Annotated in this window: 25 protein-coding genes; 11 read left to right on the top strand and 14 right to left on the bottom strand. The window is 51.1% G+C overall.

What is annotated here, in order from left to right; all coding sequences use genetic code 11:
- Positions 1-8: 8 nt before the first annotated feature.
- From ruvC to AZF00_RS05585, 6 genes are all read right to left on the bottom strand, one after another.
- Complete coding sequence (ruvC, locus tag AZF00_RS05610; RefSeq protein ID WP_008246648.1) at positions 9-536, bottom strand: crossover junction endodeoxyribonuclease RuvC; 528 nt, start codon at positions 534-536, stop codon at positions 9-11.
- A gap of 176 nt (positions 537-712) precedes the next feature.
- On the bottom strand, positions 713-1,459 hold the full coding sequence (locus AZF00_RS05605; protein WP_008246647.1) for a YebC/PmpR family DNA-binding transcriptional regulator: 747 nt from the start codon (positions 1,457-1,459) through the stop codon (positions 713-715).
- 85 nt (positions 1,460-1,544) lie between these two features.
- On the bottom strand, positions 1,545-3,317 hold the full coding sequence (gene aspS / locus AZF00_RS05600) for an aspartate--tRNA ligase (RefSeq protein ID WP_008246646.1): 1,773 nt from the start codon (positions 3,315-3,317) through the stop codon (positions 1,545-1,547).
- Between the two features lie 46 nt (positions 3,318-3,363).
- Positions 3,364-3,618 (bottom strand): FmdB family zinc ribbon protein, encoded by a 255-nt coding sequence (locus AZF00_RS05595; protein WP_008246645.1) that lies wholly within the window; start codon positions 3,616-3,618, stop codon positions 3,364-3,366.
- A 193-nt stretch (positions 3,619-3,811) separates the two neighbouring features.
- The gene (locus tag AZF00_RS05590) at positions 3,812-4,213 is read right to left on the bottom strand and encodes an HU family DNA-binding protein (RefSeq protein WP_008246644.1); all 402 of its coding nucleotides are present in this window, start codon (positions 4,211-4,213) and stop codon (positions 3,812-3,814) included.
- A gap of 272 nt (positions 4,214-4,485) precedes the next feature.
- A complete protein-coding gene (locus tag AZF00_RS05585) occupies positions 4,486-4,908 on the bottom strand; it encodes an HIT domain-containing protein (RefSeq protein WP_008246643.1) in 423 nt (140 codons plus the stop codon).
- Between the two features lie 80 nt (positions 4,909-4,988).
- On the opposite strand from AZF00_RS05585, the gene AZF00_RS05580 reads away from it, so the two are divergent.
- From AZF00_RS05580 to AZF00_RS05565, 4 genes are all read left to right on the top strand, one after another.
- Positions 4,989-6,713, top strand: coding sequence for a proline--tRNA ligase (locus tag AZF00_RS05580; protein WP_008246642.1), 1,725 nt, complete (start codon positions 4,989-4,991; stop codon positions 6,711-6,713).
- Position 6,714: 1 nt separating this feature from the next.
- Positions 6,715-7,311 carry a lytic transglycosylase domain-containing protein gene (locus AZF00_RS05575; protein ID WP_008246641.1) on the top strand — a complete coding sequence of 199 codons (597 nt, stop codon included), beginning with the start codon at positions 6,715-6,717 and terminating at the stop codon, positions 7,309-7,311.
- Positions 7,312-7,324: 13 nt separating this feature from the next.
- Positions 7,325-7,726, top strand: coding sequence for a GNAT family N-acetyltransferase (locus AZF00_RS05570; protein WP_008246640.1), 402 nt, complete (start codon positions 7,325-7,327; stop codon positions 7,724-7,726).
- A gap of 67 nt (positions 7,727-7,793) precedes the next feature.
- A complete protein-coding gene (locus tag AZF00_RS05565; protein ID WP_008246639.1) occupies positions 7,794-8,135 on the top strand; it encodes a YnfA family protein in 342 nt (113 codons plus the stop codon).
- 27 nt (positions 8,136-8,162) lie between these two features.
- Here AZF00_RS05565 and AZF00_RS05560 read toward each other — a convergent pair whose 3' ends face one another.
- Together AZF00_RS05560 and AZF00_RS05555 are read right to left on the bottom strand one after the other, a co-directional pair.
- Positions 8,163-8,579: a BLUF domain-containing protein gene (locus AZF00_RS05560; protein WP_008246638.1), complete on the bottom strand. Its 417-nt coding sequence runs from the start codon at positions 8,577-8,579 to the stop codon at positions 8,163-8,165.
- 177 nt (positions 8,580-8,756) lie between these two features.
- Complete coding sequence (locus AZF00_RS05555) at positions 8,757-9,824, bottom strand: hypothetical protein (RefSeq protein ID WP_008246637.1); 1,068 nt, start codon at positions 9,822-9,824, stop codon at positions 8,757-8,759.
- A gap of 266 nt (positions 9,825-10,090) precedes the next feature.
- Between AZF00_RS05555 and AZF00_RS05550 the strand changes: the two genes are divergently transcribed.
- Entirely contained in the window at positions 10,091-10,960 is an 870-nt protein-coding gene (locus AZF00_RS05550) for a DNA ligase (protein WP_008246636.1), read from the top strand.
- Between the two features lie 18 nt (positions 10,961-10,978).
- Here AZF00_RS05550 and AZF00_RS05545 read toward each other — a convergent pair whose 3' ends face one another.
- The gene (locus tag AZF00_RS05545) at positions 10,979-12,049 is read right to left on the bottom strand and encodes an AraC family transcriptional regulator (protein WP_008246634.1); all 1,071 of its coding nucleotides are present in this window, start codon (positions 12,047-12,049) and stop codon (positions 10,979-10,981) included.
- Between the two features lie 166 nt (positions 12,050-12,215).
- Between AZF00_RS05545 and AZF00_RS05540 the strand changes: the two genes are divergently transcribed.
- Complete coding sequence (locus AZF00_RS05540; RefSeq protein WP_008246633.1) at positions 12,216-13,091, top strand: MaoC family dehydratase; 876 nt, start codon at positions 12,216-12,218, stop codon at positions 13,089-13,091.
- 27 nt (positions 13,092-13,118) lie between these two features.
- On the opposite strand, the gene AZF00_RS05535 is transcribed toward AZF00_RS05540, so the two are convergent.
- The 4 genes from AZF00_RS05535 to sthA form a co-directional block, all read right to left on the bottom strand.
- A complete protein-coding gene (locus AZF00_RS05535; RefSeq protein WP_008246614.1) occupies positions 13,119-14,048 on the bottom strand; it encodes an NAD-dependent epimerase/dehydratase family protein in 930 nt (309 codons plus the stop codon).
- 113 nt (positions 14,049-14,161) lie between these two features.
- On the bottom strand, positions 14,162-14,944 hold the full coding sequence (locus AZF00_RS05530; protein ID WP_008246613.1) for a DUF3014 domain-containing protein: 783 nt from the start codon (positions 14,942-14,944) through the stop codon (positions 14,162-14,164).
- Positions 14,945-15,197: 253 nt separating this feature from the next.
- Complete coding sequence (locus tag AZF00_RS05525) at positions 15,198-15,380, bottom strand: PA3496 family putative envelope integrity protein (RefSeq protein ID WP_008246612.1); 183 nt, start codon at positions 15,378-15,380, stop codon at positions 15,198-15,200.
- Positions 15,381-15,630: 250 nt separating this feature from the next.
- The gene (sthA, locus tag AZF00_RS05520; RefSeq protein WP_040802575.1) at positions 15,631-17,007 is read right to left on the bottom strand and encodes a Si-specific NAD(P)(+) transhydrogenase; all 1,377 of its coding nucleotides are present in this window, start codon (positions 17,005-17,007) and stop codon (positions 15,631-15,633) included.
- 174 nt (positions 17,008-17,181) lie between these two features.
- Between sthA and AZF00_RS05515 the strand changes: the two genes are divergently transcribed.
- The 5 genes from AZF00_RS05515 to AZF00_RS05495 all read left to right on the top strand — a co-directional run bounded on the left by AZF00_RS05515 (position 17,182) and on the right by AZF00_RS05495 (position 21,389).
- Entirely contained in the window at positions 17,182-17,802 is a 621-nt protein-coding gene (locus AZF00_RS05515; RefSeq protein WP_008246610.1) for a class I SAM-dependent methyltransferase, read from the top strand.
- 87 nt (positions 17,803-17,889) lie between these two features.
- On the top strand, positions 17,890-18,417 hold the full coding sequence (locus tag AZF00_RS05510) for a phosphatase PAP2 family protein (RefSeq protein WP_008246609.1): 528 nt from the start codon (positions 17,890-17,892) through the stop codon (positions 18,415-18,417).
- Between the two features lie 39 nt (positions 18,418-18,456).
- Complete coding sequence (locus AZF00_RS05505) at positions 18,457-19,512, top strand: MJ1255/VC2487 family glycosyltransferase (protein WP_008246608.1); 1,056 nt, start codon at positions 18,457-18,459, stop codon at positions 19,510-19,512.
- Positions 19,512-20,642, top strand: coding sequence for a DUF2817 domain-containing protein (locus AZF00_RS05500; RefSeq protein ID WP_008246606.1), 1,131 nt, complete (start codon positions 19,512-19,514; stop codon positions 20,640-20,642). Before AZF00_RS05505 ends, AZF00_RS05500 begins: the two co-directional genes overlap by 1 nt.
- Positions 20,643-20,645: 3 nt before the next feature.
- Entirely contained in the window at positions 20,646-21,389 is a 744-nt protein-coding gene (locus AZF00_RS05495; protein WP_008246603.1) for an alpha/beta fold hydrolase, read from the top strand.
- Positions 21,390-21,522: 133 nt separating this feature from the next.
- Here AZF00_RS05495 and olsF read toward each other — a convergent pair whose 3' ends face one another.
- Positions 21,523-23,259 carry a bifunctional ornithine lipid synthase OlsF gene (olsF, locus tag AZF00_RS05490; protein WP_008246599.1) on the bottom strand — a complete coding sequence of 579 codons (1,737 nt, stop codon included), beginning with the start codon at positions 23,257-23,259 and terminating at the stop codon, positions 21,523-21,525.
- Positions 23,260-23,265 lie beyond the last annotated feature (6 nt).

Raw genomic sequence — 23,265 nt, 5'->3', positions numbered from 1 at the left:
CTCCAAACTTAGGTAAGGCGCCCGCGCCGCATGCGCGTTGCCGTGGTCGATGCCGACATTGTTAATAATCCCTGACGGGAGTTTGCATGGCAAATTGCCGCCGCCAGCGCATCGGCAGCATCTTCTTGGGGTACTGCCGGCAACTTCAGTAGAATTTTTACCATGTGCTGAATCTGGTCTTTATCCGCCGCACCGGTTCCCACCACAGCCTTTTTAATTTGCCTAGCGGTGTACTCAGCGACAATCAGATCATTACTGACGCAAGCCACCACCGCAGCGCCCCGCGCTTGCCCCAGCTTAAGTGCCGAACCAGCACTCTTGGCCATAAAAACCTCTTCCACCGCTGCCTCTACCGGGGAATACTCAGCAATGATGGTACTTAAGCTCTTAAAAATAATATCCAAGCGCGCAGGTAGCGCACCCGTAGGAAGGCGGATAACCCCGCTGGTAATATAGCGATGGCGATTGCCAATCACCTCTATCACCCCAAAGCCGGTTTTTTGTGAACCGGGGTCCACACCCAAAATAATTGTCATCGCAACCGCTGTGTTGTTCTTTATATAAGTGCAGATAGCCTAAACGGGATGTTTAGCCGCGATCCTCACCACCGCGCCAACTTCTGCGCAGTGGGCACCGATCAAGATATTATTATGCACAGGTTTGTACCGAGATTAACATGCTCTAGGCTCGCAGTTTGTGCCCGCAGCCACCATTAAGACAACTGATCGAGTACTGCTTGCGGGATTTGCGCATTGGTATGGACTTGCTGAACATCGTCGAGATCTTCGAGCATATCAACTAATCCCAGTAGCGCCTCGGCGCCAGCCACATCAAGCTCAACGTTCAGCGTAGCCAGCATCACTGTGTCCGCAGTGTCATGCTTAAAACCCGCTGCGAGCATCGCATCTTTAACGGCCATAAAATCGCCAAACTCAATCAACACCTCGGTGGACCCATCATCGTGGCTCACCACGTCTTCAGCGCCTGCTTCAAGCGCCGTCTCCATTAAGGCGTCTTCATCAATACCCGGCGCATAAACCAGCTGCCCCTTACGGCTAAATAAATAAGCGACGGAGCCATCAGTACCAAGATTACCACCGCGCTTATTAAAGGCGTGCCGCACATCGGCCACGGTACGGTTGCGATTATCAGTCATGCACTCAACAAATACGGCCACCCCACCAGCGCTATAGCCTTCGTAGCTGACTTCGTCATAATTATCACTATCGGCATTGCCCGCGCCACGGGCGATCGCCTTATCGATGGTATCGCGCTTCATATTGGCGGTGAGCGCCTTGTCGACCACCGCGCGCAAGCGCGGATTATCTTCAGGCGTCGGGCCACCCGCTTTAGCAGCGACGACAATCTCGCGAATCAATTTAGTGAAAATTTTGCCGCGCTTGGCATCTTGCCCAGCTTTGCGATGCTTGATATTGGCCCACTTGCTGTGACCCGCCATACAGCCTCCTGATAGCAGTGAGCCCCGCATTGCGAGGCTCACCCAGATCAAATAATCGAACGCCGCAGCGCCTTTTAGCCGATTATTATTTCTCTTCTAACTTGCGCAAACGAATATTCAGCTCGGTTAATTGCTTAACTTCAACTGTACCCGGTGCGTCTGTCATCACACAGGCCGCACTTTGGGTTTTAGGGAAGGCAATAACGTCGCGAATAGACTTTGCGCCAGTCATTAACATGACCAAACGATCCAGACCAAAGGCCAGACCACCGTGCGGTGGCGCGCCGTACTTAAGCGCGTCCAGCAAAAAGCCGAATTTCTCGTCGGCTTCTTCTGGGCCAATGCCCAACACGCGGAATACCGCCTGCTGCATGTCTGAGCGATGTATACGAACCGAACCGCCGCCAAGCTCAGTACCGTTAAGTACCATATCGTAGGCAATAGACAGGGCTTCACCCGGTGCTTTTTCAAGCTCTTCTGGGCTGCACGATGGCGCAGTAAAGGGGTGATGCAAGGAAGTCCAGTTGCCACTGCCATCTTTCTCAAACATTGGGAAGTCAACGACCCACAGTGGCGCCCACTCGCAGGTGTATAACTTAAGATCTTCACCGAGTTTGCAGCGCAGTGCGCCTAGAGCCTCGTTAACAACCTTGGCACTGTCGGCGCCAAAGAAGATCAAATCGCCATTCTCAGCGGCTAAGCGATCCAAAATCGCTGCACGCACGGGCTCAGGCAAGAATTTAACAATAGGCGACTGCAGGCCATTTTCCAGATCGCTCTTGTCGTTGACCTTGATATACGCCAGACCTTTGGCACCGTATATACCAACAAACTTGGTGTATTCGTCAATCTGCTTGCGAGTCAGGGCTTCATTACCACCGGGAACTTTCAGCGCAGCTACGCGACCTTCTGGGCTTTTGGCTGGACCAGAGAAGACTTTGAACTCCACGTCTTGCATCAAATCGCCAACGTCGACCATCTCGAGCGGAATCCGCAAATCAGGCTTGTCGCTACCAAAACGCGACATGGCCTCGGCGTACTTCATGGTAGGGAAGCTGCCAAGGTCAATATTCATCACTTCTTTAAACAGATCGCTAATCATGCCCTCGGTAACGGCCATTATCTGCTTGTCGTCCATAAACGACGTTTCAATATCGATCTGGGTAAATTCGGGCTGACGGTCGGCGCGCAGGTCTTCGTCGCGGAAGCACTTGGCGATTTGATAATAGCGGTCAAAACCAGACACCATCAGCAGCTGTTTAAACAACTGGGGCGATTGCGGCAGCGCAAAGAACTTACCCGCGTGAGTACGACTAGGCACCAAGTAGTCCCGGGCACCTTCTGGCGTGGCGCGGGTCAAAATAGGCGTTTCAATATCCAAGAAGTTCTGGCTATCGAGGTAACGGCGCAGCACCGAGGTAATCCGCGCGCGTAGGCGCAGCTTGTCGGCAATTTGTGGGCGACGAAGGTCTAGGTAGCGATAGCGCAAACGCACGTCTTCGCCAACATTGGTGTGATCGTCCAACTGGAATGGTGGGGTTTCTGACTCATTCAGAATTTCCAGCTCTTTGCCCAGCACTTCGATCTCGCCGGTTTTCATATTGGCGTTGACGGTCGCACCGGCGCGGGCGCGAACCCGGCCGCGAATACGCAAAACATATTCACCGCGCACCCGGTCAGCCGTGCGGAAATGCTCTTCGGTGTCTGGGTCAAACACCACCTGAACAATACCCTCACGGTCGCGCATATCTAGGAAGATAACCCCACCGTGATCTCGGCGGCGATCTACCCAACCACACAAGGTCACTTCTTGATCTATGTTCTCACTACCCAAGCTGCCGCAATAATGACTGCGCATGAATTCTGTCCCGCTATATCGAGTTTATAAAGTCACAATCCGAGTTTTAATCGGAGGAGGAAGATGTGGCCGGGGCGCTAGTGGCACCGCCATCGCCAGCCAAATTTTTCTTTTTGTCGCCAGATTTAAAATCGGTTTCATACCAACCACCGCCTTTTAGGCGAAATCCCGCCGCTGAAACCTTTTTGACCAGCTCTGCCGCTTTACACTCTGGGCAATCGCGCAGCGCCGGATCACTCATTTTGTGCAATGCTTCAAACTCATGCTCACAAGCCCGGCACGCATATTCGTAAATAGGCATATCAATCTCCCCAAACAAAACACATAAATGACATCATTAAGGGCCAAGCGGCTCAAAAGGAGCGGGATTATAACGCAAAGCATCCCCCGCAATAAATGCAAGAGCCTATTTGAGGGGGAAATAAACTGTAAAGCGGGGAGGTTTAGACCCCAAAGTAGCTAAAAAGCCACTTTGGGGGGAGTAAAGCGGGCACTTATACTGCGAAATCTTTCAGCTTTTTCAGTGGGCGAACCTTTACGGCCACACTCGCTGGCTTGGCTTTAAACATGGTTTCTTCACCGGTGAAGGGGTTAATGCCCTTGCGCGCCTTAGTCGCTGGCTTCTTCACTGTGGTGATTTTCATCAAACCGGGAATAGTGAACTCGCCTAATGCACGCTTTTTAATACTGCGCTCAATCAAGATTTCCAGCTCAGCCATAACATCACCAACCTGCTTACGGCTCAAATTGGTGTTTTCAGCAATTTCAGTCAGAATTTGAGTTTTGGTCATTTTCTCACTGATTGCTGTTGTTTTACGCTTAGGTGCCGCGCTTGCTGGTGCGCTCGCTTTTGCCTTAGCGGCAGCTTTTTTGGGAGCAGCTTTTTTTATCGCCATTATGATTATTCCTGTATCTCACGTTGAATAGTACTTGCCCATTTGAATCTTTAGCACCTCAAGCCAATACCTCAGCATTCACCACTAAAAAGTGCATGCGACTACCTATAGTCGATTGTTTTACGCAATACAAGATACAAGGGCCTTTTTTGATCAAAAACACTGTAAAAAAGGCATATTCTTATAAAAATCACCTCGTTTATCACCTTGCTCAGCAGTGCCCGCATTTTTCAAACCGCAATGAAAAACAAGCTTAACCACCTCATTTAAACCTAAAAATCCAAGGCTGAGCGACCTTGAATCACCTGTCGCAATTGCGCAACGACGCCCTGCAATTCGTCAGTTGAATACGGCTTCGCTGGCAACTGTCCCCATACCGGTTTCGGCCAAGCCGGATCTGAACTAAATCTGGCAATATGATGGATATGCAGTTGCGGCACCATATTGCCTAAGGCGGCAATATTTAACTTTTCGGCACCAAACTCACTCCGCAAAACTGCACTGCAAAGATTAGATTCCTGTAGGTATTGCAGCTGATCGTCACCACTCAAGTCGCAAATTTCACGCATTTCTGCGCGACGCGGCACCAAAATCAGCCACGGATACTGCTTATCGTTCATTAATAGCAGCCGACATAGGGCTAAATCACCCACAAAAGCGCAATCTCGGGCCAAAGCCTCATGTAATTCGAACATCACTACTCCTTGCGGCTGTACCGCGCTGCCGATCAATCGTAAAATGCGCACACTCTGATAAACAAGGCCAGAATTACATCATGCGCGCTAGCCAATTTCTAATTGCCACCATTAAAGAAACCCCCGCCGATGCTGAAGTCATCAGTCACCAGCTAATGCTGCGGGCGGGCATGATACGCAAGCTCGCCACCGGCCTCTACACCTGGCTGCCCATGGGCCTGCGAGTGCTGCGCAAAGTCGAAGCCATTATTCGCGAAGAAATGGACAATAGCGGCGCCATGGAAGTTCTCATGCCGGTCGCCCAACCTGCCGAATTATGGCAGGAATCTGGCCGCTGGGAACAATATGGCGCCGAGCTATTGCGTTTTAACGACCGCCACGGCCGTGATTTTTGCCTTGGCCCCACCCACGAAGAAGTAATTACCGACCTCATTCGCAACGAAATCAAAAGCTACAAACAGCTACCCGCCACCTTTTATCAGGTACAAACCAAATTCCGCGACGAGATTCGCCCGCGCTTTGGCGTAATGCGCTCGCGGGAATTCATTATGAAAGATGCCTACTCTTTTCATAATGACCAAGAATCCCTACAAGCGACCTACGACGTGATGCACGCCGCTTACTCACGCATTTTCACGCGTTTAGGCTTGGATTTCCGCCCCGTTATTGCCGACACCGGCTCCATTGGCGGTAGTGGCTCCCACGAATTTCACGTACTGGCGTCTTCTGGCGAAGACGATATCGCCTTCTCTGACACGTCAGACTATGCCGCGAATGTGGAGATGGCTGAAGCTATTGCCCCCGCCGGAGAACGCCCAGCGGCTAGCCAAGCGCTAGAAAAAATCGCCACGCCAAACACCCACAGCATCGACGACGTTAGCGCGCTGCTAAAGGTAGACGCCAAGCAGGTTTTAAAAACCCTCATCGTTTACGGTGAAGAAGATGAACATGGCAAACAAGACTTAATCGCACTGATCTTGCGTGGTGATCACCAGCTCAACGAGATTAAAGCTGAGAAAATAGTCGGCGTGGCCTCGCCACTTACCTTCGCGTCAGAAGAAGACATTGTCGCGACACTGGGCTGCAAGCCTGGATCAATTGGCCCAGCCGGTTTAAAAATTCGCGTTATTGCCGACCGCAGCGCAGCCCACAGCAGTGACTTCGTTTGTGGTGCCAACGAAGATGGTTTCCATCTTACCGGCAGCAACTGGGATCGCGACGCCGCCTTCACTGAAACCGCCGACATCCGCAATGTCGTAGAAGGTGACCCCAGCCCCGACGGCCAAGGCAGTCTGCTAATTAAGCGCGGCATTGAAGTGGGCCACATCTTCCAGCTCGGCACTAAGTATTCCGAAGCACTTAACGCCAGTGTGCTGAATGAAAACGGCAAAGACCAAATCATGACCATGGGCTGCTACGGAATTGGCGTTACCCGCGTGGTTGCCTCGGCCATTGAACAAAACAACGACGACAAAGGCATACTCTGGCCCGCCAGTATCGCGCCCTTTGAAATCGCCATCGTGCCGTTAAATATGCAAAAATCCGAGCGGGTTCGCGAGCAGGCTGAGACGCTCTATAACACCTTGCGCGGCTTAGGCTACGACGTGCTACTCGACGATCGTAACGAACGTCCCGGTGTTAAGTTTGCCGACATGGAGCTGATCGGCATTCCCCACCGCATCGTGATCGGCGACCGCGGGCTCGACAACGGCATGCTCGAATATAAAAATCGCCGCGCCGCAGACAATGAAGACATAGCCATTGACGATGTCGTCGACTTTATTCAGCAGCAGCTGCCTCGTTAACATGATGTGGCGCGGCCTCCAATCTGTCTTACTCGCGCTTTGCCTGCTCGCCGCTCCCAGTTGGGCGGCAACGGGCAAGGACGACCAAGACCGCGATGAGCTGCGTCAATATCTGCAACAGGCGATTGCCGAAGCCGACAGTTTTGAAGACCGTTTCGACGCCGAAGTCTGGCTATTCGATATGTCTAGTCGCATGAGTCGTTTTATAAAAGACCCTGAGGAACGCCTCACCTTTTTGCGCAGTGTTCACCGAGAGGCGAGCGCCGCTGAGCTAAGCCCCGAACTCGTCCTCGCGCTAATCGAGGTAGAAAGCTATTTTGATCGCTACGCGGTGTCCCGAGTCGGCGCCCAAGGCTTGATGCAAGTGATGCCCTTCTGGAAAAAAGAAATTGGCCGCCCGGAAGACAACCTCACCCAGCCCGACACCAACCTGCGCTACGGCTGCCATATATTAAAATTCTACTTAGACAAAGAGAAAGGCAATCTTCACCGCGCCCTGGCCCGCTACAACGGCAGCCTAGGCAAGCACTGGTACCCAGAGCGCGTGTTCACCCGCTGGCGCAAGCATTGGTATAACGGAGAGTTAAGCTTTAATTAACCGGGTAGAACTCATGATAAGGAAAGGTGAAAATCTCGACTTAGAGCGAATCGCAGAATTTGATGTTTTTTCCGGTTGCCGTCGCACTGAAATCAACGAAGGTCGACTTACCGTCTACGACAAAGGCGGCGATATCGTGGGGTTTATAGTGGAATCGCGCAAGGGCTTGCTCGGCCGCCCGTATATAGAATATTTAGCGGTCGACAATCATTATCGCCGACAAGGACTGGCGGTAAAGCTCCTTCAGGCTATTGAATCAAAGCACACCGGCAAGCGCTTGTTTATTTCAAGCGAGGCGACAAATACAGCCATGTTGAATCTGCTTAAAAACGAAGGCTATACAATGTCTGGCCGAATAGCGAATGCCAATCTTAGCGGGGCAGACGAGCTGTATTTTTTCAAGCAAATAAACTAAACGCGGACGCTTTGAAAATCTGTACCTTTCTACGCGCAATTATTCCCCTCTAAACAGGTAAAATTCATTGCCAGAACTAAAAACCATCGGCCTTTTTGTCATCACCGCACTCGCTGAAATTATCGGCTGTTACCTGCCCTATTTATGGCTGCGCGAAGGTAAATCGATTCTCCTGCTAATACCAGCCGCATTGAGTTTGGCGATATTTGCCTGGTTACTTACTTTACATCCCTCTGCGGCCGCCGCTGGCCGAGTCTATGCAGCCTATGGCGGCGTGTATATTGGCATGGCGATTTTATGGCTGTGGGCAGTAGAAGGCATTCGCCCAACACCATGGGACCTTATAGGCTCTAGCGTGGCACTGTTAGGCATGGCGATTATTATATTTGCACCGCGTGCGGCACAATAAAAAGAGACCTGTAATCCCTAGCTTGCGCTAGCGATTATTCGCCTCAAAGCCGGTAATAAATTCATAGGCTTGCGCCGCATCGTCCTGAAATGAGTACAACGTAAGATTTTCTTTTATATAATATTTATAATTTGGCAGATCAGCGATTTTATCCATATTTTGAAAACCCATAGACCAATCTTTAAAATTCCGGGCTTTAAGGCTGCCGGTGATGATGGTCAGCACATTGTGATGTCGTGGGTCTTTTCTGATGGTAGCGTACAGCTCACGTACCGTTTGCTCTTCACCTTCCAGCATCTGCATAAAATTGCCGCCTTTGTATAACAGCATGCCCGTAATACCGAGATTCAGATTTTTGGACTGGGACTGCCGCAAAAGTAGCAATAATTCTTCTTCAGGTAGCAACTGCACAGCAGAACTGACGTAGATCAAATAACAGATCATTTTCCCCTCCGATGGGTAAACGCCGTCTTTTTCAGGGCGCGGTCTCGCCCCCAATATGTAAGATAAGAATAGCGGCCGCAACTTGCCGACGTCGGCCAGGGAATCACTTCCACATTGACCTTTTTTATGCCGGTATTCGCGTTAAAAGATCCAATATGCTTTTAGATTAGCGCAATATCAAATTGGCTCAACAATTTCGCCAATATTTCCCGCCTTGGCCAATGCTAAAAAATCCTCGCCCAGTTCTAGGCTGCGTGTTGCCGAATCCCGCCACAGGCGCTTTCGCATAGTATCGTCGCCCTGCATACGCAGGAAGTCTCGCCGATCTGGAATGCGGCCTAATTCCGTCGACGCTAAGAACGACTCTGACGGACTAATTAACACCACTTTATCTAACAACGCTTTTGGGGTTTTCCGCCAAAAAAAGTATTTATCAAACCAACCAGAAGTAACTTCCGAATAAAAATGGGGGTAAAGCACGAGACCTTCGCCCTGCCAAAGATTTCCGGGCACGGGGTGATAATCAAGCAAGCCACCATCCCGGTGCATACCCGCTGGAGCGCCAAGCACGTCGCTGACACCGTGCATCACTACCGGAATAGAACCCGATGCCATTACCGCTGAACGTAAATTGTCGCGATTTAAGGCAACCCGATGGCTTACATAAGCGTCGCGGCCAGCGAGTGCGCCATCGGCTCGGTCATCAGCAAATATAACGCGCTGCATGCTTTTTTTATGAATATTGCGACCGAAGCCATTGAGCGCAAAGGCCAGGGCCATAGCGTATTTCTGCTGCGTCACCGAGGCACCTGCCAGCAAACCCTTGGCCAATACGGTGCCGCAGTGATATCGAAATACCGGATGGGCGAGAATTTCATCTACGCCCGCCTGATCGACAACGGCGTTCAATAATTTTTGAGTTTCAACATCGATGAGATCCGCGCTAAAGCCATTGGGATAGGATTGCTCAATATACGCATGGGCTAAGTCATCCAAAGCTTTGGCCGGGTCTTGCCGACACGCCCCGGCCAATTTAAATGCGCCGACCGAAGTACCAAATAAATTAATTGGATGATTAGCACCGACCAGCCACTGAGAAAAAATAGCGCGGTCTAAACCGTAAATAGCCAACCACTTCGCCGCACCGGAAGCGCCGAATACCGTACTTATATCTGCCGGACTCAGCCCATGCTTCTGAATATGCTCAAATGCAGCTTGACCTGCACGAATCCTTAATAAACCCATTACATCCTTTGAAAATATTCTGGCCCTTAGTATTAGGCATTGTATAACACCTAGCGCACAAACAGATAAACACTACCACGCGTTAGCCGCGCTGGACACTGAACCTCCATCTACAATTACCTGTCAGAGTGTTCGCGGTCAATATTAGCACTCGCCACCACAAGCCCACTCGCCCCGCCTTTCACTTGCCGCATATTTGGGTAAGATGGGAGATTCAGCGCCGAAGGATCGGCGTACTCATTGGCTTAATCAAGGAGTGATTAGCTATGCAGCGCAAACTCACCCAAGTCATTTTCGGCTTACTCGCACTCTGCAGTATCAATCTAGTTCACGCAGACGCGTCACTAACAGCGCAAACAACGCAAAAACCTGCCCTTATGCTGGCAAAACCCTACCGCAGCGACATTGAGCTTAAGCATTACTGGATCAGTGAAAAACTCGATGGCGTCAGAGCCTATTGGGACGGCACTCAGCTTATTTCTCGGCAAGGCAACCGCTTTTCAGCACCGGACTGGTTTACCCAAGGCTTCCCTAAGCAAGCATTAGATGGCGAGTTGTGGATGGGCCGCAATCGTTTTGCGGAGGTCTCCGGCGCGGTGAGGCGGCAAATTCCCGATCCAGCCCAATGGCAAAAGATACGCTTTATGGTGTTTGACTCGCCCGGCGAAACAGGAGACTTTGATCACCGGCTGCAGGCGCTAAGGGTATTGTTTGCTCAACTGAATAGTCCCTCAATCGCCTTGATAGAACAGTATAAAATCGATGACGAAACGGCGCTGATGCAAGCGCTCGATCAGATTATCGCCAACGGCGGTGAAGGCTTAATGCTGCATTTAGGCAGCGCACCCTACCGAGGTATTCGCAGTGATGATTTATTAAAGCTCAAGCGCTTTAGCGACGCCGAAGCGGTCGTTATTGGCCACATTCCGGGCAAGGGGAAATTCAGCGGGATGCTTGGCGCGGTGTTAGTGAAAATGCCAGATGGCCGGGAGTTCAAAATAGGTTCTGGCTTTAGTGACCAGCAGCGTCGTCACCCGCCCGCGATTGGCAGCACCATTAGCTATAAATACCAAGGTACTACGGCGAGCGGCTTACCGCGGTTTGCCAGCTTTTTTCGGACGCGCAATGATTTTTAATGCGAGCCTAGCAACGCCTTATTCGCTGTCACTACGGCTATTTTGGGCGGCCTTTTTTTGCTGGCGATATTCAATGGGAGTGAGTTCGGTCCAGCGCTTAAAGGCTCTATAAAAGGTGCTGGGTTCAGAAAAGCCGGTTAAATAAACCACATCGGCAATACTTTCATCGGTTCTTGCCAGCAGACGCTTGGCCAGAACACAACGGTAATCTGCCAGCACCTGATTAAAGCTGGTACCGGCTTCCGTTAACCTGGCCCGCAGCACCCGCTCATTCATGTCTAGTCGCGCCGCAACGCTCTCTAAACTGGGCTGGCCCAGCTCGAGCATTTCGGCAATGATCTGTCGCACGTCGCCCACCACGTCTTGGCGAGACAGGCGCTCTAATTGCTTGCTGGCCAATTTCTCATGCAATCGCAATAAATCGGGTTCAGCATGTGTTGAGGGTGTGGCGAGTATGCTGCTGGCAAAAACCAATGAGGCTTCCTGCTGTTTAAAGTGCACCGGACAGCCCATAACCTTACTGTATTCGTCGGCATCACCCACCGCATCGTGTAGTAGATTCACTTCGTCGGCAACAAACGCACCATCGGTGACCGCTTGAAAGTAACGTATTAAAAATCGCGCAAAGCACTCGTTACGATGACGAAAGATTAGGGCATCGTCATCGTCTTCGTCACCGGCAAACGCCAGAACTAACTTCGACTGAGTTTCACCGACATGCAGCTCAAATTGCATGGCATCGGTAACCAAGCGCTGATAATTTTGGGCGCGCTTGAGGCCCTCGCCAAAATTCGGGCTACTCAAAAATAAGTATTCCAGCACCTGACCACGATACACCTGCACCGCGTCCGCTAGATGCAAGCCAATATGGTGATCGCCACTAACGTCCTCTAGTACACGCCAGAACTGCTGTTGCGCCGCATGCGGGAAACGCGAACTGCGGTCTTGCAGCAAAGTGGTGGATATTCGACACTCGCTAACGATGCGTTCAACATCCAGCCCCATTGCCTGCATAGCCGGATACACCAGCTGAATCAGAAAACTGGAATCGCTTAAATCAGAAAGGTTCTTTGGACTTGTTTCAATCATTCAACACGGTTTCTGCTGGATACTAAGTGAGCGGGACTAAATCAGCGGCTATTGGCCGAGCTGCCAAAAAATAGGGCATGGTCGGGCTAATTATAGACGAGCAGTTATTCATTATACTGCACAGTCACACACCACTGGAATTGTCCCAGTATGGAGATAGAGTTGTATGACCGCAAGTGATGAGTTAAGACTGAAACGCCTGCCAAGCACCCTACCAATGCTACTAAAAGCAGCTATTACCCGCAAAAAGCCTAATTCAGCGCCTGTCTTCCCCAGTTACACCTTAACGGTTGCAAAAGTCATCTGCTCTAATAGCCAATTACAACGCTATCGCAAGACTTGTGGCTTTACCGCTAACAGCGAGACATTGCCGATCACATTTCTGCATGTTCAGGCATTTCGTCTGCACATGAAAATGATGCTAGACCCGCAGTTTCCAGTATCCCCAATGGGCTGCGTGCACTTGAGCAATAGTATTACCCAGTTTCGGCCTATTAATGCCCAAACCCCCTTAAGCTTGCAATGCCGGGTGTCTGACCACCAAGTTACTGATAAGGGCATAGAGTTCAGCTTTCACTGCGCGGCCTTTGTCGACCAGGAAAAAGTCTGGGAAGACACCAGCCGCTACCTTTCGCGCTGTAAAACTGACGTTGCAGCAAGCCCTAAAGCGGCTCGCAGCGAAGCCCGCGTATATGGTCAACAGCAAACCTTGGCCATTGGCCGCCAAGACGCCCGCAGCTATGCCCGCGCCTCAGGTGATTTCAATCCAATCCATCTCCACGATCTCAGCGCCAAAGTCTTGGGGTTTAAGCGCATGGTCATTCATGGCATGTGGAGCAAAGCAGCCTGCCTTGCGGCCTTGAACAAGGAGATTAACGGCGAAAGTTACTGCTGCGACATTGACTTTAAAACCCCCATTTTTCTACCTACACAAGTGCAGCTGCTCTTTGATACTAAAAATGACGGGGTCGATTTTGAGCTTCGCGATAAGGCGGGCACCAAGCCCCATCTTATCGGCACAATTCGTCTCATCGGCAACTAAGACGCCATTAATGCAGCTCCGGCACGCCTACTTTTTAAGTAGCAAGTCCGGAGCCATATTGCGCACCATTTCTCTAATACCCTGGCGCCAGTCAACCCGAGTTTCGCCAATCAGTGCGTGCATGGTGCCAGTATCAATCGACAAACTCCCAAACGCCTTAGGGTTATTCTGAAAACGCGGCGTGAATCCCGTTAGCTCGGCCAAGTAGTCACACCACTCTTCAATGCTCACCGCTTGGGAGCCGCCAAAATTGGTGGTGGTTACCTCGGGCGTTGCCGCCGCAAGTAAATAGGGTATTTTTGCAACATAGTCATCTGAGTGCAGCAAATTATAGTTATTCGGCGCATCGGGGTGTAAATCTATGGCCATATTTTCTTTCATCATTAGCAGGTGAAAATAGGGCCAACCACCGTTATTGCCATAAGGCACACTTAATCGAGCAATAGTCGTTGGTATTTTAAATTGGTGGGCTGCAAAGCGGCACACCGTTTCTGCCGCAATCTTGGCAATGCTATAGGTGGGGAACATTGCTCGGTGATTATCACCCAAAGCGTCGTTTTCACAGCGCGGTGACTGTCCCGCATATTGGTAAACCGCAGTAGATGACAAATGTAAAAACGCTTTAACGTTGCGGCAATGGGCCATTAAATTGCCGACGCCCTCGCCATTTGCGGCCAAGTCGTAATCAAAAAGCCCCGTTTTCACAACGGCAAAATTCAACACATAGTCAAAATCTTGTGGGCATGCGGCTAAGCTGTCCATATCGGCAAGATCGGCGCGAACGGTGTGAATACCGCGTTTTTCTAAATCGAGTCGCGCAGCTTTGTCGCTAAACCGGGCGAGCGCCGTCAATTCCGCTACATCGCACAAGGCGTCAAGCACTGGCGCGGCAACCTGGCCGGTTGGCCCGGTGACCAGAATTTTCGCCCCTTTTAAATCAACTGGAGTTACCGCCATAAACACGCCTCATCACAAGTATTTATCTTTTGAGACGAGTGTATAGGGGCTAATGGAGGTCGGGCACCGTCCAAACGGATGGCACCCAGATATTGCGAGGATTACAGCGCGTGTTACAGGTAACTCTCTAATTCACGCAGCCAGTCTTGGAGCTTCTTCATATTTTCTGGCCCCAAGCGCCACATCCATTTGCTGAGGGGATCGGCGTTTTCAAGGACTGGATCAACATATTGATACATGACCTTGGGACGCTTCATGGCAGCATTTTCAGGAATCGGCTCAACAATGAGCAAGTGCTCAATCATGGTCCGCAGCTGATTATCAAAGGACTGAGGGTTGCCCAGTTCGTTATAGGTGCCTTCTAAAAACGGCGACCATTTTTTATAGAATATAGCCAAACTCTTAGGATCTGCCGCCGTAACCGTGGAGATCATACTGTCCCAACGCGTGAAATTGCCTGGGTCATTCACTAAGCCGTCTTCTGTTTTAATCACCAAAAACGGTTCTTTGCTATATACAAAAGGCAAGTGTTTGGTTGGCAAGCGGTAGTTGGCTAATTGGTCTACTGCAGAAACCCATTTACGAACCTGCTCAGAAGGTTGCAACCAGCCAGCCAAAGGTGCAGACAATTTCGCAGCCGCGGCTCGGATTTGCTCGTCACTGCCGTTGACCGCAGCGGGTGGCTCTGGCACTTCTGCCGCTTTCTCGCTGTAATCTTCTTCAGACTCTACCGCGAGCGTTTGCTTCACCGTTTTTTCTGGCTTGTTCGTTTCATCAATAAGCGCCGATGTCGGCTCGTCATTAAATTCACTCGTCGCCGAGCGATCTAAAACAAACCAAACAAAAGCGGCAATTCCGACGATCACAACAACCGCAGATAATGCTTTCCAGTTCATCACAAAATCCTATCGTTAAATGAGGCAAATTTATTGTTGTGCCACAAAGTTGTACCAGACACAGACATCTACCGTAACGCCCTCAGCGATAGCATGCAAATAAGACGCCGTGGGGCATGATGGTATTACCGCGGCCAAAAATCAGCAACTAGGTATTGCTATACTACGCGGATATAAGTGAAAAACGCCACTTAGCGTGGCGTTTATGTGGTGAACTCTGTGCTCGACCTAGCGATTCGAGTAAAACAAGGCGCTACAGGTCGAAATCGTCAAGCAGATCCAGCTCATCCATTAGGCGTTTACGCTCTAGGCGCTCTTCAATTTTTCGGCGGATGCTACTGTCGCGCCCACCCATATCACGCCGCTCATCAAAATCGGCGCTCGAATCATCTTCTACAAGATCATCGATATCGTCATCAGCTAGGTCACTTGCCATTGCTTGCCCACTCCAGTACCACGTATATACAGAATGAACACCTCGGCTTACCGTGGTGGTTCAGGGCACTATTTATGATGAACACGCGACCCTGTCAATAAAAATTTTTTATTATTTCACTGGCGCAATTTAAGTCCGTCGATAATGCCCGAGCCTTTCAAAACCTTTCCTCAATATTTGCTAGCTAACTACCGCTAGCAAGCACTAACTTTTAAGAAAACAGGGTAGGTATATGTCACACCACCCCAGCTCATTTACCAAGCCGATTAAGACCATTCAAGGCCGCAGTACGATAGGCTTCAGCCATGGTTGGGTAATTAAAGGTTGTGGTCACAAAATAGCGTAAGGTATTGCCCCCGTTTTGCTGCTTCATAATAGCTTGGCCGATGTGGATAATTTCCGCCGCCTCGGCGCCAAAACAGTGGATGCCAAGAATCTCCAGCGTGTCCACGTGAAACAGCAGTTTGAGCATGCCCACAGTTTCGCCACTAATCTGCCCCCGGGCGGTATCTTTAAAGAACGCCCGCCCGACTTCATAAGGCACTTTGCCTTCCGTTAATTCCCGCTCAGTTTGGCCGACCGAGCTGATCTCGGGCAGGGTGTAAATCCCCGTGGGGACGTCATCAACAAAACGGCAGTGCTCTTTGCCCCGCGCCGACGCCGCCGCTGACCGCCCCTGGTCATATGCCGCGCTCGCTAAACTGGGCCAACCAATCACATCGCCCGCCGCAAATATCGTCGGCACGGCTGTTTGGTAATGCTCGTCTACCACCAGCTGGCCACGGTGATCAGTTTCTAAACCAACGGCATCCAAACCCAGGCCATCGGTATTACCACTGCGGCCATTACACCAAAGCAGAGCATCCGCATGGAGGCGCTTCCCCGACTCCAAATGCAACACAATTTCTTTGTCGCTCAACTCTACTGACTGATAGACCTCCCGATGGCGAATCATCACACCGGTGTTGCGCAGCTGGTAGCTCAAAGCATCAGAAATCTCATCGTCCAAGAACTCAAGCAAGCGATCTCGGCTATTAATCAACTCCACTTTCATGCCAATGCCGGCGAAAATCGACGCATATTCACAACCGATAACCCCCGCCCCATAAACAATGATTTTATTGGGGGTATTACTCATCTTCAGAATGCTATCGCTGTCATAAACCCGCGGGTGACTAAAGTCGATATTGGCGGGCTGGTAAGGCCGAGATCCTGTAGCGATCACCACACTGGCGGCAGTGATGATTTCGCTTTGGCCGTCCTCACCCTTTACCGAAATAGTATGTGGGTCAACAAAACGACCTTCACCGTGAATAAGACGAATCTGATTGCGGTGATAAAACCGGCTGCGCATAGCGACCTGACGCGCAATAACTTCATTGGCATGGCTCAACAAGCGCGGGTAAGTCAGCGTCCGAGGGTCGCCAATATCGCGAAATATTGGTGTCTGATTAAAACGAATTGCCTGCCGAACCATATGACGTAGTGCTTTAGACGGTAATGTCCCTTGGTGCGTACAGGCGCCACCTACCGTACCTTGCGCCTCAACAACCACAACACTGCGACCGTGTTTAACTGCATTTAATGCCGCGCTTTCGCCAGCCGGGCCGCTACCCAATACCACCATATCGTAATCAAACTTCTTTACCACTGTGACTCCCTCGTCGTCATATAGGCCCGTTGCTAGCTTACGCCACCACCTGCCCAATCGGAATTAGACCTTCTGCTAATAAAAACTCGCGCGCCACAATGGCAAACCCTAAAATACCCCTATTATTCAGCGCGCAGCCGGAGAAAAATCGTGTCTGACCTCAAACCCCATAGCCGAGAGTATTTTGGCGTAACCAGCCTGCTTGCCGCTCACCCCGATATGCGCAAACTAAAACGCAGTACCTCAGCCACCCACCTCCACGGCAATAAATTGTGGGGCAGTGCCTACATCCTCATGGACTATTTACAAGAACACCCACTGCAACCCGGCAGCCGCGTACTCGAACTGGGCTGCGGCTGGGGTTTAGCCAGCATTTATTGCGCCAAGTATTTGGGGGCAGATGTTACCGCCTTAGACGCAGACCCCGCCGTTTTCCCTTATCTCGCCCTATTAGCAGACCATAATAAAACGACGATCAACACCTTGAGTGGCGATTTTACCTCGCTCAGCGTTGAGGAGCTCGCCGAATACGACATCATTATCGCCAGCGACATCTGCTTTTGGGATGAAATGAGTGAGGCGCTATATGAACTCATTGCGCGAGCCGTCGATGCGGGGGTGAAACAAATTCTCATTGCCGACCCCCACCGCCCGCCATTTCTCGATGTTGCTGAAGCCTGCATCGACGATTTCTTTGCCGAACTGCTGCCCCGCGAGGTCATTACAAGTCGCCGCCATCGCGGCAGCATACTGGTAATTGAAAATGCCTAAGCCCAAAAGGCTGTCTTAAAAGTGACTTAATTTCGTCATACAACTGCAAACAGCTCGGCGTATGGTCTCAAGTGTGAGGATCATACTATGCGTTTAATACAGTCGATTAATCAGTTCGATGTAAGAATGTTTCTGGCCTGCGTCAATACTCGCCACCAGCAACACTTATCCCGCATTGCCCGCAGTGTATCAAAAACAGGAGATGGCTACGCTCAACTCGGCCTCCCGGTTCTGGTATATGCCGCAGGGATTCAACAGGGCCTAGCCTATTTTAGCGCGGTGCTAATCAGTTTTGCCGCTTGGCTGCCCGCCTACTGGGTTCTGAAAAACACCTGCCGAAGACGGCGTCCACCTGCGGCCATACCGGCGTTTAATGCATCGATCATCGCCTCCGATGAATTTAGTTTTCCGTCTGGTCACACCGCTGCCGCCTTTCTTTTAGCCACAATGACCGTACTGTTCTTCGGTGTCATTGGCGCCCCCTTGTTTATCTGGGCTGCAGCAGTAGCCGCCTCGCGGGTGATCTTAGGGGTTCACTTCCCTACCGACACATTGGCAGGCGCTAGCCTTGGTATTGGCATTGCACACCTGGGTCACAGTATTGCCATCGCCTAAGCTCGCAGCTGCACATACCTTGTCAGGACAAAATCCCTTATGAAATTACTTTACGGTGTGCAGGGCACAGGAAATGGCCATATTGCCCGCGCGCGAATGATGGCCCATCACTTTGCCAAACGCGGCATAGAGGTTCAGTATTTATTTAGCGGCAGACCACCTGAACAGTATTTCGATATGGCCGCCTTCGGCGATTACTGGCATTACGCCGGACTCACCTTTGCTACTGAACAAGGCCGCATTAGCAGTATAAAAACCCTGCGCCAACTGCGTCCGCTGCAATTTATTCGCGACCTGCGCAATATCGACTTGAGTCCCTTCGACGCTGTTATCACCGATTTCGAACCCCTTACCGCGTGGGCTGGTCGCCTGCAAAACAAAGCGGTAATTGGTATCGGTCATCAATACGCCTTCGGCAACGCAGCGGTTCCCGAAAGCGGCGCAGACTTACGCAACCGCCTCATAATGCGCTATTTCGCACCGGCTCGGTTTCGCTTAGGGCTGCACTGGAATCATTTTAATGCGGCCATCGCGCCGCCGATCATCAACCCTGAGGAACGTCGCGCCGCTGCTGCTGAACATATTTTGGTCTACCTACCCTTTGAAGATCAGCAGCGAGTGTGCGCCACCTTACAAAATATCCCCCAATATCAATTCATTCAGTACGCCCCGCAGCTCAGCGACACAAGTATTGGCAATGTCGCGCAGCGTAAAACCAGTCTCCACGATTTTAAGCACGATCTTTGCTCCGCCCGCGCGGTCATTTGCAACGCTGGATTTGAGCTCATAAGCGAATGCCTGCACATGGGTATTCCGGCACTCGCCAAACCGGTTTCCGGCCAAGCCGAACAACTCGGCAACGCCGCTGCGCTCAAGCAACTTAACTTAGCCAGTGTCATGGACGAATTTAGCCAGCACACCATTGAGCAATGGCTTTTAAATATTCCAGCGCAAACGCCACAGCACTACCCCGATGTCGCTGAAGCAATTTGCGACTGGGTATTAAAAGGGCAATGGCACGACAATGAGGCACTGGTTAATCAGCTCTGGCAAGAAACCGGCATCCATACGGCAATGCCACTATTAACGCCATAATGCCCCAAACCGACTCAGGCATTAATACGCCGCCGCTCGAAAATGAATGCCATGAGCACATCGGCCCCCAGTTGCCCGACTTCACCACAGTCATGGATGCCTGTCGCGGGCGCCTGCACAAACGCCTGTCGGAATTACTGTCATTAGAGCAGCTCTGCCGCCAAGCAGGTTCACTGATACAGAGCAGAACCGAAGCCCTAATTGACGTCGACGAGTTTACCCTGCCGCTGGTGTCACTGGTCATTGGCAATCCAGATACCGCCAAACACTGCCTATTCGTCACTGCGGGCATTCACGGCGTAGAACGCATTGGCACGCAAGTTTTACTCGCATGGCTAGAAAGCGTGGTAGAACGCTGTCGCTGGGACAGTCACTGGCGCCAACAATTTGAAAGTGAAATCTGTATTGTTGCCGTACCCATTGTGAATCCCGGCGGCATGCTCAGGGACTCGCGCTGCAACCCCAATGGCATTGACCTTAACCGCCACGCGCCGATCGATGCCGAAGACAAAGTGCCCTTTCTCGTCGGCGGTCAACGTCTATGGCGCAAAATACCCTGGTATCGGGGTCGTCGCGACGACGACTTTGAACCCGAATTCATCGCCCTCCAAAATATTATCGGACGACACTGCAAGCGTGGCCGACCAAGCATCGTAGTCGACTTCCACTCTGGTTTCGGCTTCCAAGACCACCTGTGGATACCCTACGCTTACCGCCGCCTTCCCATCGCCGATATTGGTAGCTACGTCGCCCTAAAATTATTGTGGGAACGCAATTTCCCCCACCACAATTACGTATTTGGCCCCCAAGCCATGCACTACCTCAGTCACGGCGACATATGGGATTACTTCTATCAGCGCTGTCGAGCACAAGGCATCACCCTGCTACCCCTCACCTTAGAAATGGGTTCGTGGTTATGGGTAAAAAAGCACCCCCAGCAATTATTTAGTTTTGCGGGTTTGTTCAACCCCACGGTGCCCCATCGCCACGCGAGGGTGTTACGTGGCCATTTACTACTGATCGACTTTTTACTCGCCGCCGCGCGCAATATGGAGCACTGGCAACCCAAGGGCGAGCAAGAACGAGAAATGCAGCAAATGGCCCAGAGTCTCTGGTATCGGCAGCTATAAAATATGAACATCAAACACTGGCTCTTTTTGCGTGGCCTTGGTCGAGAACAAGGACATTGGGGCGATTTTATACAGCGCTGCGAAATCCAGCTCGGCTGGCATTGCCACTGCCTCGACCTCCCAGGCTTTGGCAGTGAACACCAGCGGCCATCACCAACAAGAATCAGCGAAATTCGCCACGACCTACAGCAGCGACTCCCCGAGCCATTAAAAGCCAACACCCCTTTCGGCGTGGTTGCGCTGTCTCTCGGCGGTATGGTCGCCCTAGACTGGCTGGCCACTACGCCAGAGCAAATAGCCAAAATTATTTTTATTAATACCAGTACCGGTGACTGCCCACTATTTCAGCGCTTAAGATTTGCAGCACTCCCAACCGCTCTCAGCGCATTGCTTGCCCCCCATGAACACCAGCGAGAAAGGGCTGCCTTAAAAATGGTCAGCAATCATCACGCAAATGATCCCGCGTTATTACAAGCCTGGTATAAAATCAGCACGACCCAAGCAATAAAGAAAATAAATGTCCTGAGGCAATTATTCGCTGCCGCCCGCTATCGTGCACCGCCCGAATTGCCCGGCGCCTCACAACTCCTTATCAGCAGCCGCGCCGACCGCATGGTTTCATATCAATGCAGTGAATACTTAGCGGCAAAATATCGCTGGCCGCTTGTATTACATAGCAGCGCTGGCCACGACCTGCCGATTGATGATCCGGCGTGGTTGATTGAGGTGTTTAAGAGAAATGTTTAAAAAGTCGGACGTCGGGTGTCGGATGCCTGACGTCAACGCTCGTAGCTGACATCGGACGTGGCTCGAGTTTGCCATGACATTTAAAAAGATTTACTTTAGCAGTAATCCGCACACAACGATCCGTCCGGTGGTTTTACCCCACGTCAGACATCAGACGTCCGACCTCGCCCCCCAAATACCGCTTGCGCCGCGCCGCTTTCATTTTGCTAAGATCCACCAGCACCAAACCATCAATACAATCGGCAAAGTCGGGGTCAACATTAAATGCGGCGAAGCTAACACCGCCCGGCTCACAGAGTTCGGTATACTGCTTATAAAGCGTCGGCACTGCGCAGGACAGATCGGCAAGCTCTTGCTTTAGCTGTGTAAATTCAGCGCGATAATCGTCACCGCAAAATTGCAAAATGCTCGTTTCCGCGCGGTAAGGGCTTTTCGCACTAGCCCAGGCTTGAGTGGTGGGGAAATAAGTTTGATAAAATGGGATTAGCAGATCCTTCGCCGCTCGGGGTAGGCTATCGCTCAAACTCACCGGCCCAAATAAATAGCGCACGTCTGGATAGCGCTGCAAATACGTGCCCAGCCCCTGCCAAAGATAATCCAGACCATTGCGCCCCCAGTAGCGGGGCTGCACAAAACTGCGACCAAGCTCCGCGCCGCATTCAAAATATTCTTCGGCATAAGGAATTTGATAGTCAAATAAAGATTCGCTGTACAGGGTCTGGCCGTCGTCTAAACTCGCGATGCGCTTTAAACGGTAGGCGCCAACGAGCTCTAACTGGTTCTCATCCCACAGCACAATATGGTCGTAATAAGCATCAAAGCGATCCACATCGCGACGACGGCCGGTGCCTTCGCCAACCGCGCGAAAACTCACCTCTCGCAGTCGACCAATCTCCCGCATTACCGTGCAATCACCGCTGTATTGATAACAGTAAATTTCCATACCGTCTCGGGTATTACCCAAGTGGTCACATTGACGAATAGCGGCTCGCAATTCCTGGCGATCTTCCGGATGCGCAACTGCCTGGGCAACCGGCATAAAGCAAGGCTCACCCGCGCGTTTACGTCGCCCCAGTTTATATAGATGTTTTTTAAACAGACGCGCTTTAGCTGGTGCGGTAAGCGGTAACTTTTCATAGACATCAAACTCGATCGCCGAGCCAATAGTCACTCGCACAGTTCGATTATTTTGCTTAAACATTTCCCGAATCAACCACAGAGTAGATAATGGCTTTGCCAGTAAAGACAATGCGTAGAAGAACACCGAATTTCGGGCATTTATGTGAACCGGTAAGATTGGCGCTTTAGCCTTGACGGCAAACTTAATAAAGCCATTGCGCCAACGGCCATCACGGATACCTGTCGGACTAAATCGGGAAACCTCCCCGGCCGGAAAAATAATGACGGCACCTTCACTATTCAAATGGCCGTGGATTGCCTGTAAGTTTTCCTTGCGATTGCGTTTACCGCTCATATTGTCGACAGGCAGCAACAAACTCCGCAGCGGCTTTATCGCATAGAGCAGTTCATTCGCTACCACTTTGACATCAGAGCGCACCTCTGACACCAGTTTTAAGAGTGCCAGACCATCCAAGCTACCAATAGGATGATTAGAAATAATCACCACGCGGCCGGTGACCGGTATACGCTCTTTGTCTAGCGCGCTTACCGCGTAGCCAAAATCAAAATATTCTAGGCCTTTTTCAACAAAATCCAGTCCCTGCAAATAGGGGTAGTCGCGCTCAAACTGCTTGAACTCCGCTTCGTGAAATAGGTATTTAAGTAGCGCCGACAAGGTTTTCTTAATGCGCGGGCTGCCCTTAGATATCCGGGGAAACTGCTCATCTATGACTGAATCAACCGATATCATATGTAA

The sequence above is a fragment of the Zhongshania aliphaticivorans genome (assembly GCF_001586255.1).
In the GTDB taxonomy this organism is placed as follows: domain Bacteria; phylum Pseudomonadota; class Gammaproteobacteria; order Pseudomonadales; family Spongiibacteraceae; genus Spongiibacter; species Spongiibacter aliphaticivorans.
Note: the sequence above shows the minus strand (reverse complement) of the source record. Positions and strands in the feature narration are given on the sequence as shown.

Bases quoted from the DNA above. Each gene is read 5' to 3' on its own strand.
- ruvC (WP_008246648.1), bottom strand. From the start codon at position 536: ATGACAATTATTTTGGGTGTGGACCCCGGTTCACAAAAAACCGGCTTT.
- AZF00_RS05605 (WP_008246647.1), bottom strand. From the start codon at position 1,459: ATGGCGGGTCACAGCAAGTGGGCCAATATCAAGCATCGCAAAGCTGGG.
- aspS (WP_008246646.1), bottom strand. From the start codon at position 3,317: ATGCGCAGTCATTATTGCGGCAGCTTGGGTAGTGAGAACATAGATCAA.
- AZF00_RS05595 (WP_008246645.1), bottom strand. From the start codon at position 3,618: ATGCCTATTTACGAATATGCGTGCCGGGCTTGTGAGCATGAGTTTGAA.
- AZF00_RS05590 (WP_008246644.1), bottom strand. From the start codon at position 4,213: ATGGCGATAAAAAAAGCTGCTCCCAAAAAAGCTGCCGCTAAGGCAAAA.
- AZF00_RS05585 (WP_008246643.1), bottom strand. From the start codon at position 4,908: ATGTTCGAATTACATGAGGCTTTGGCCCGAGATTGCGCTTTTGTGGGT.
- AZF00_RS05580 (WP_008246642.1), top strand. From the start codon at position 4,989: ATGCGCGCTAGCCAATTTCTAATTGCCACCATTAAAGAAACCCCCGCC.
- AZF00_RS05575 (WP_008246641.1), top strand. From the start codon at position 6,715: ATGATGTGGCGCGGCCTCCAATCTGTCTTACTCGCGCTTTGCCTGCTC.
- AZF00_RS05570 (WP_008246640.1), top strand. From the start codon at position 7,325: ATGATAAGGAAAGGTGAAAATCTCGACTTAGAGCGAATCGCAGAATTT.
- AZF00_RS05560 (WP_008246638.1), bottom strand. From the start codon at position 8,579: ATGATCTGTTATTTGATCTACGTCAGTTCTGCTGTGCAGTTGCTACCT.
- AZF00_RS05555 (WP_008246637.1), bottom strand. From the start codon at position 9,824: ATGGGTTTATTAAGGATTCGTGCAGGTCAAGCTGCATTTGAGCATATT.
- AZF00_RS05550 (WP_008246636.1), top strand. From the start codon at position 10,091: ATGCAGCGCAAACTCACCCAAGTCATTTTCGGCTTACTCGCACTCTGC.
- AZF00_RS05545 (WP_008246634.1), bottom strand. From the start codon at position 12,049: ATGATTGAAACAAGTCCAAAGAACCTTTCTGATTTAAGCGATTCCAGT.
- AZF00_RS05540 (WP_008246633.1), top strand. From the start codon at position 12,216: ATGACCGCAAGTGATGAGTTAAGACTGAAACGCCTGCCAAGCACCCTA.
- AZF00_RS05535 (WP_008246614.1), bottom strand. From the start codon at position 14,048: ATGGCGGTAACTCCAGTTGATTTAAAAGGGGCGAAAATTCTGGTCACC.
- AZF00_RS05530 (WP_008246613.1), bottom strand. From the start codon at position 14,944: ATGAACTGGAAAGCATTATCTGCGGTTGTTGTGATCGTCGGAATTGCC.
- AZF00_RS05525 (WP_008246612.1), bottom strand. From the start codon at position 15,380: ATGGCAAGTGACCTAGCTGATGACGATATCGATGATCTTGTAGAAGAT.
- sthA (WP_040802575.1), bottom strand. From the start codon at position 17,007: ATGGTGGTATTGGGTAGCGGCCCGGCTGGCGAAAGCGCGGCATTAAAT.
- AZF00_RS05510 (WP_008246609.1), top strand. From the start codon at position 17,890: ATGCGTTTAATACAGTCGATTAATCAGTTCGATGTAAGAATGTTTCTG.
- AZF00_RS05505 (WP_008246608.1), top strand. From the start codon at position 18,457: ATGAAATTACTTTACGGTGTGCAGGGCACAGGAAATGGCCATATTGCC.
- AZF00_RS05500 (WP_008246606.1), top strand. From the start codon at position 19,512: ATGCCCCAAACCGACTCAGGCATTAATACGCCGCCGCTCGAAAATGAA.
- AZF00_RS05495 (WP_008246603.1), top strand. From the start codon at position 20,646: ATGAACATCAAACACTGGCTCTTTTTGCGTGGCCTTGGTCGAGAACAA.
- olsF (WP_008246599.1), bottom strand. From the start codon at position 23,259: ATGATATCGGTTGATTCAGTCATAGATGAGCAGTTTCCCCGGATATCT.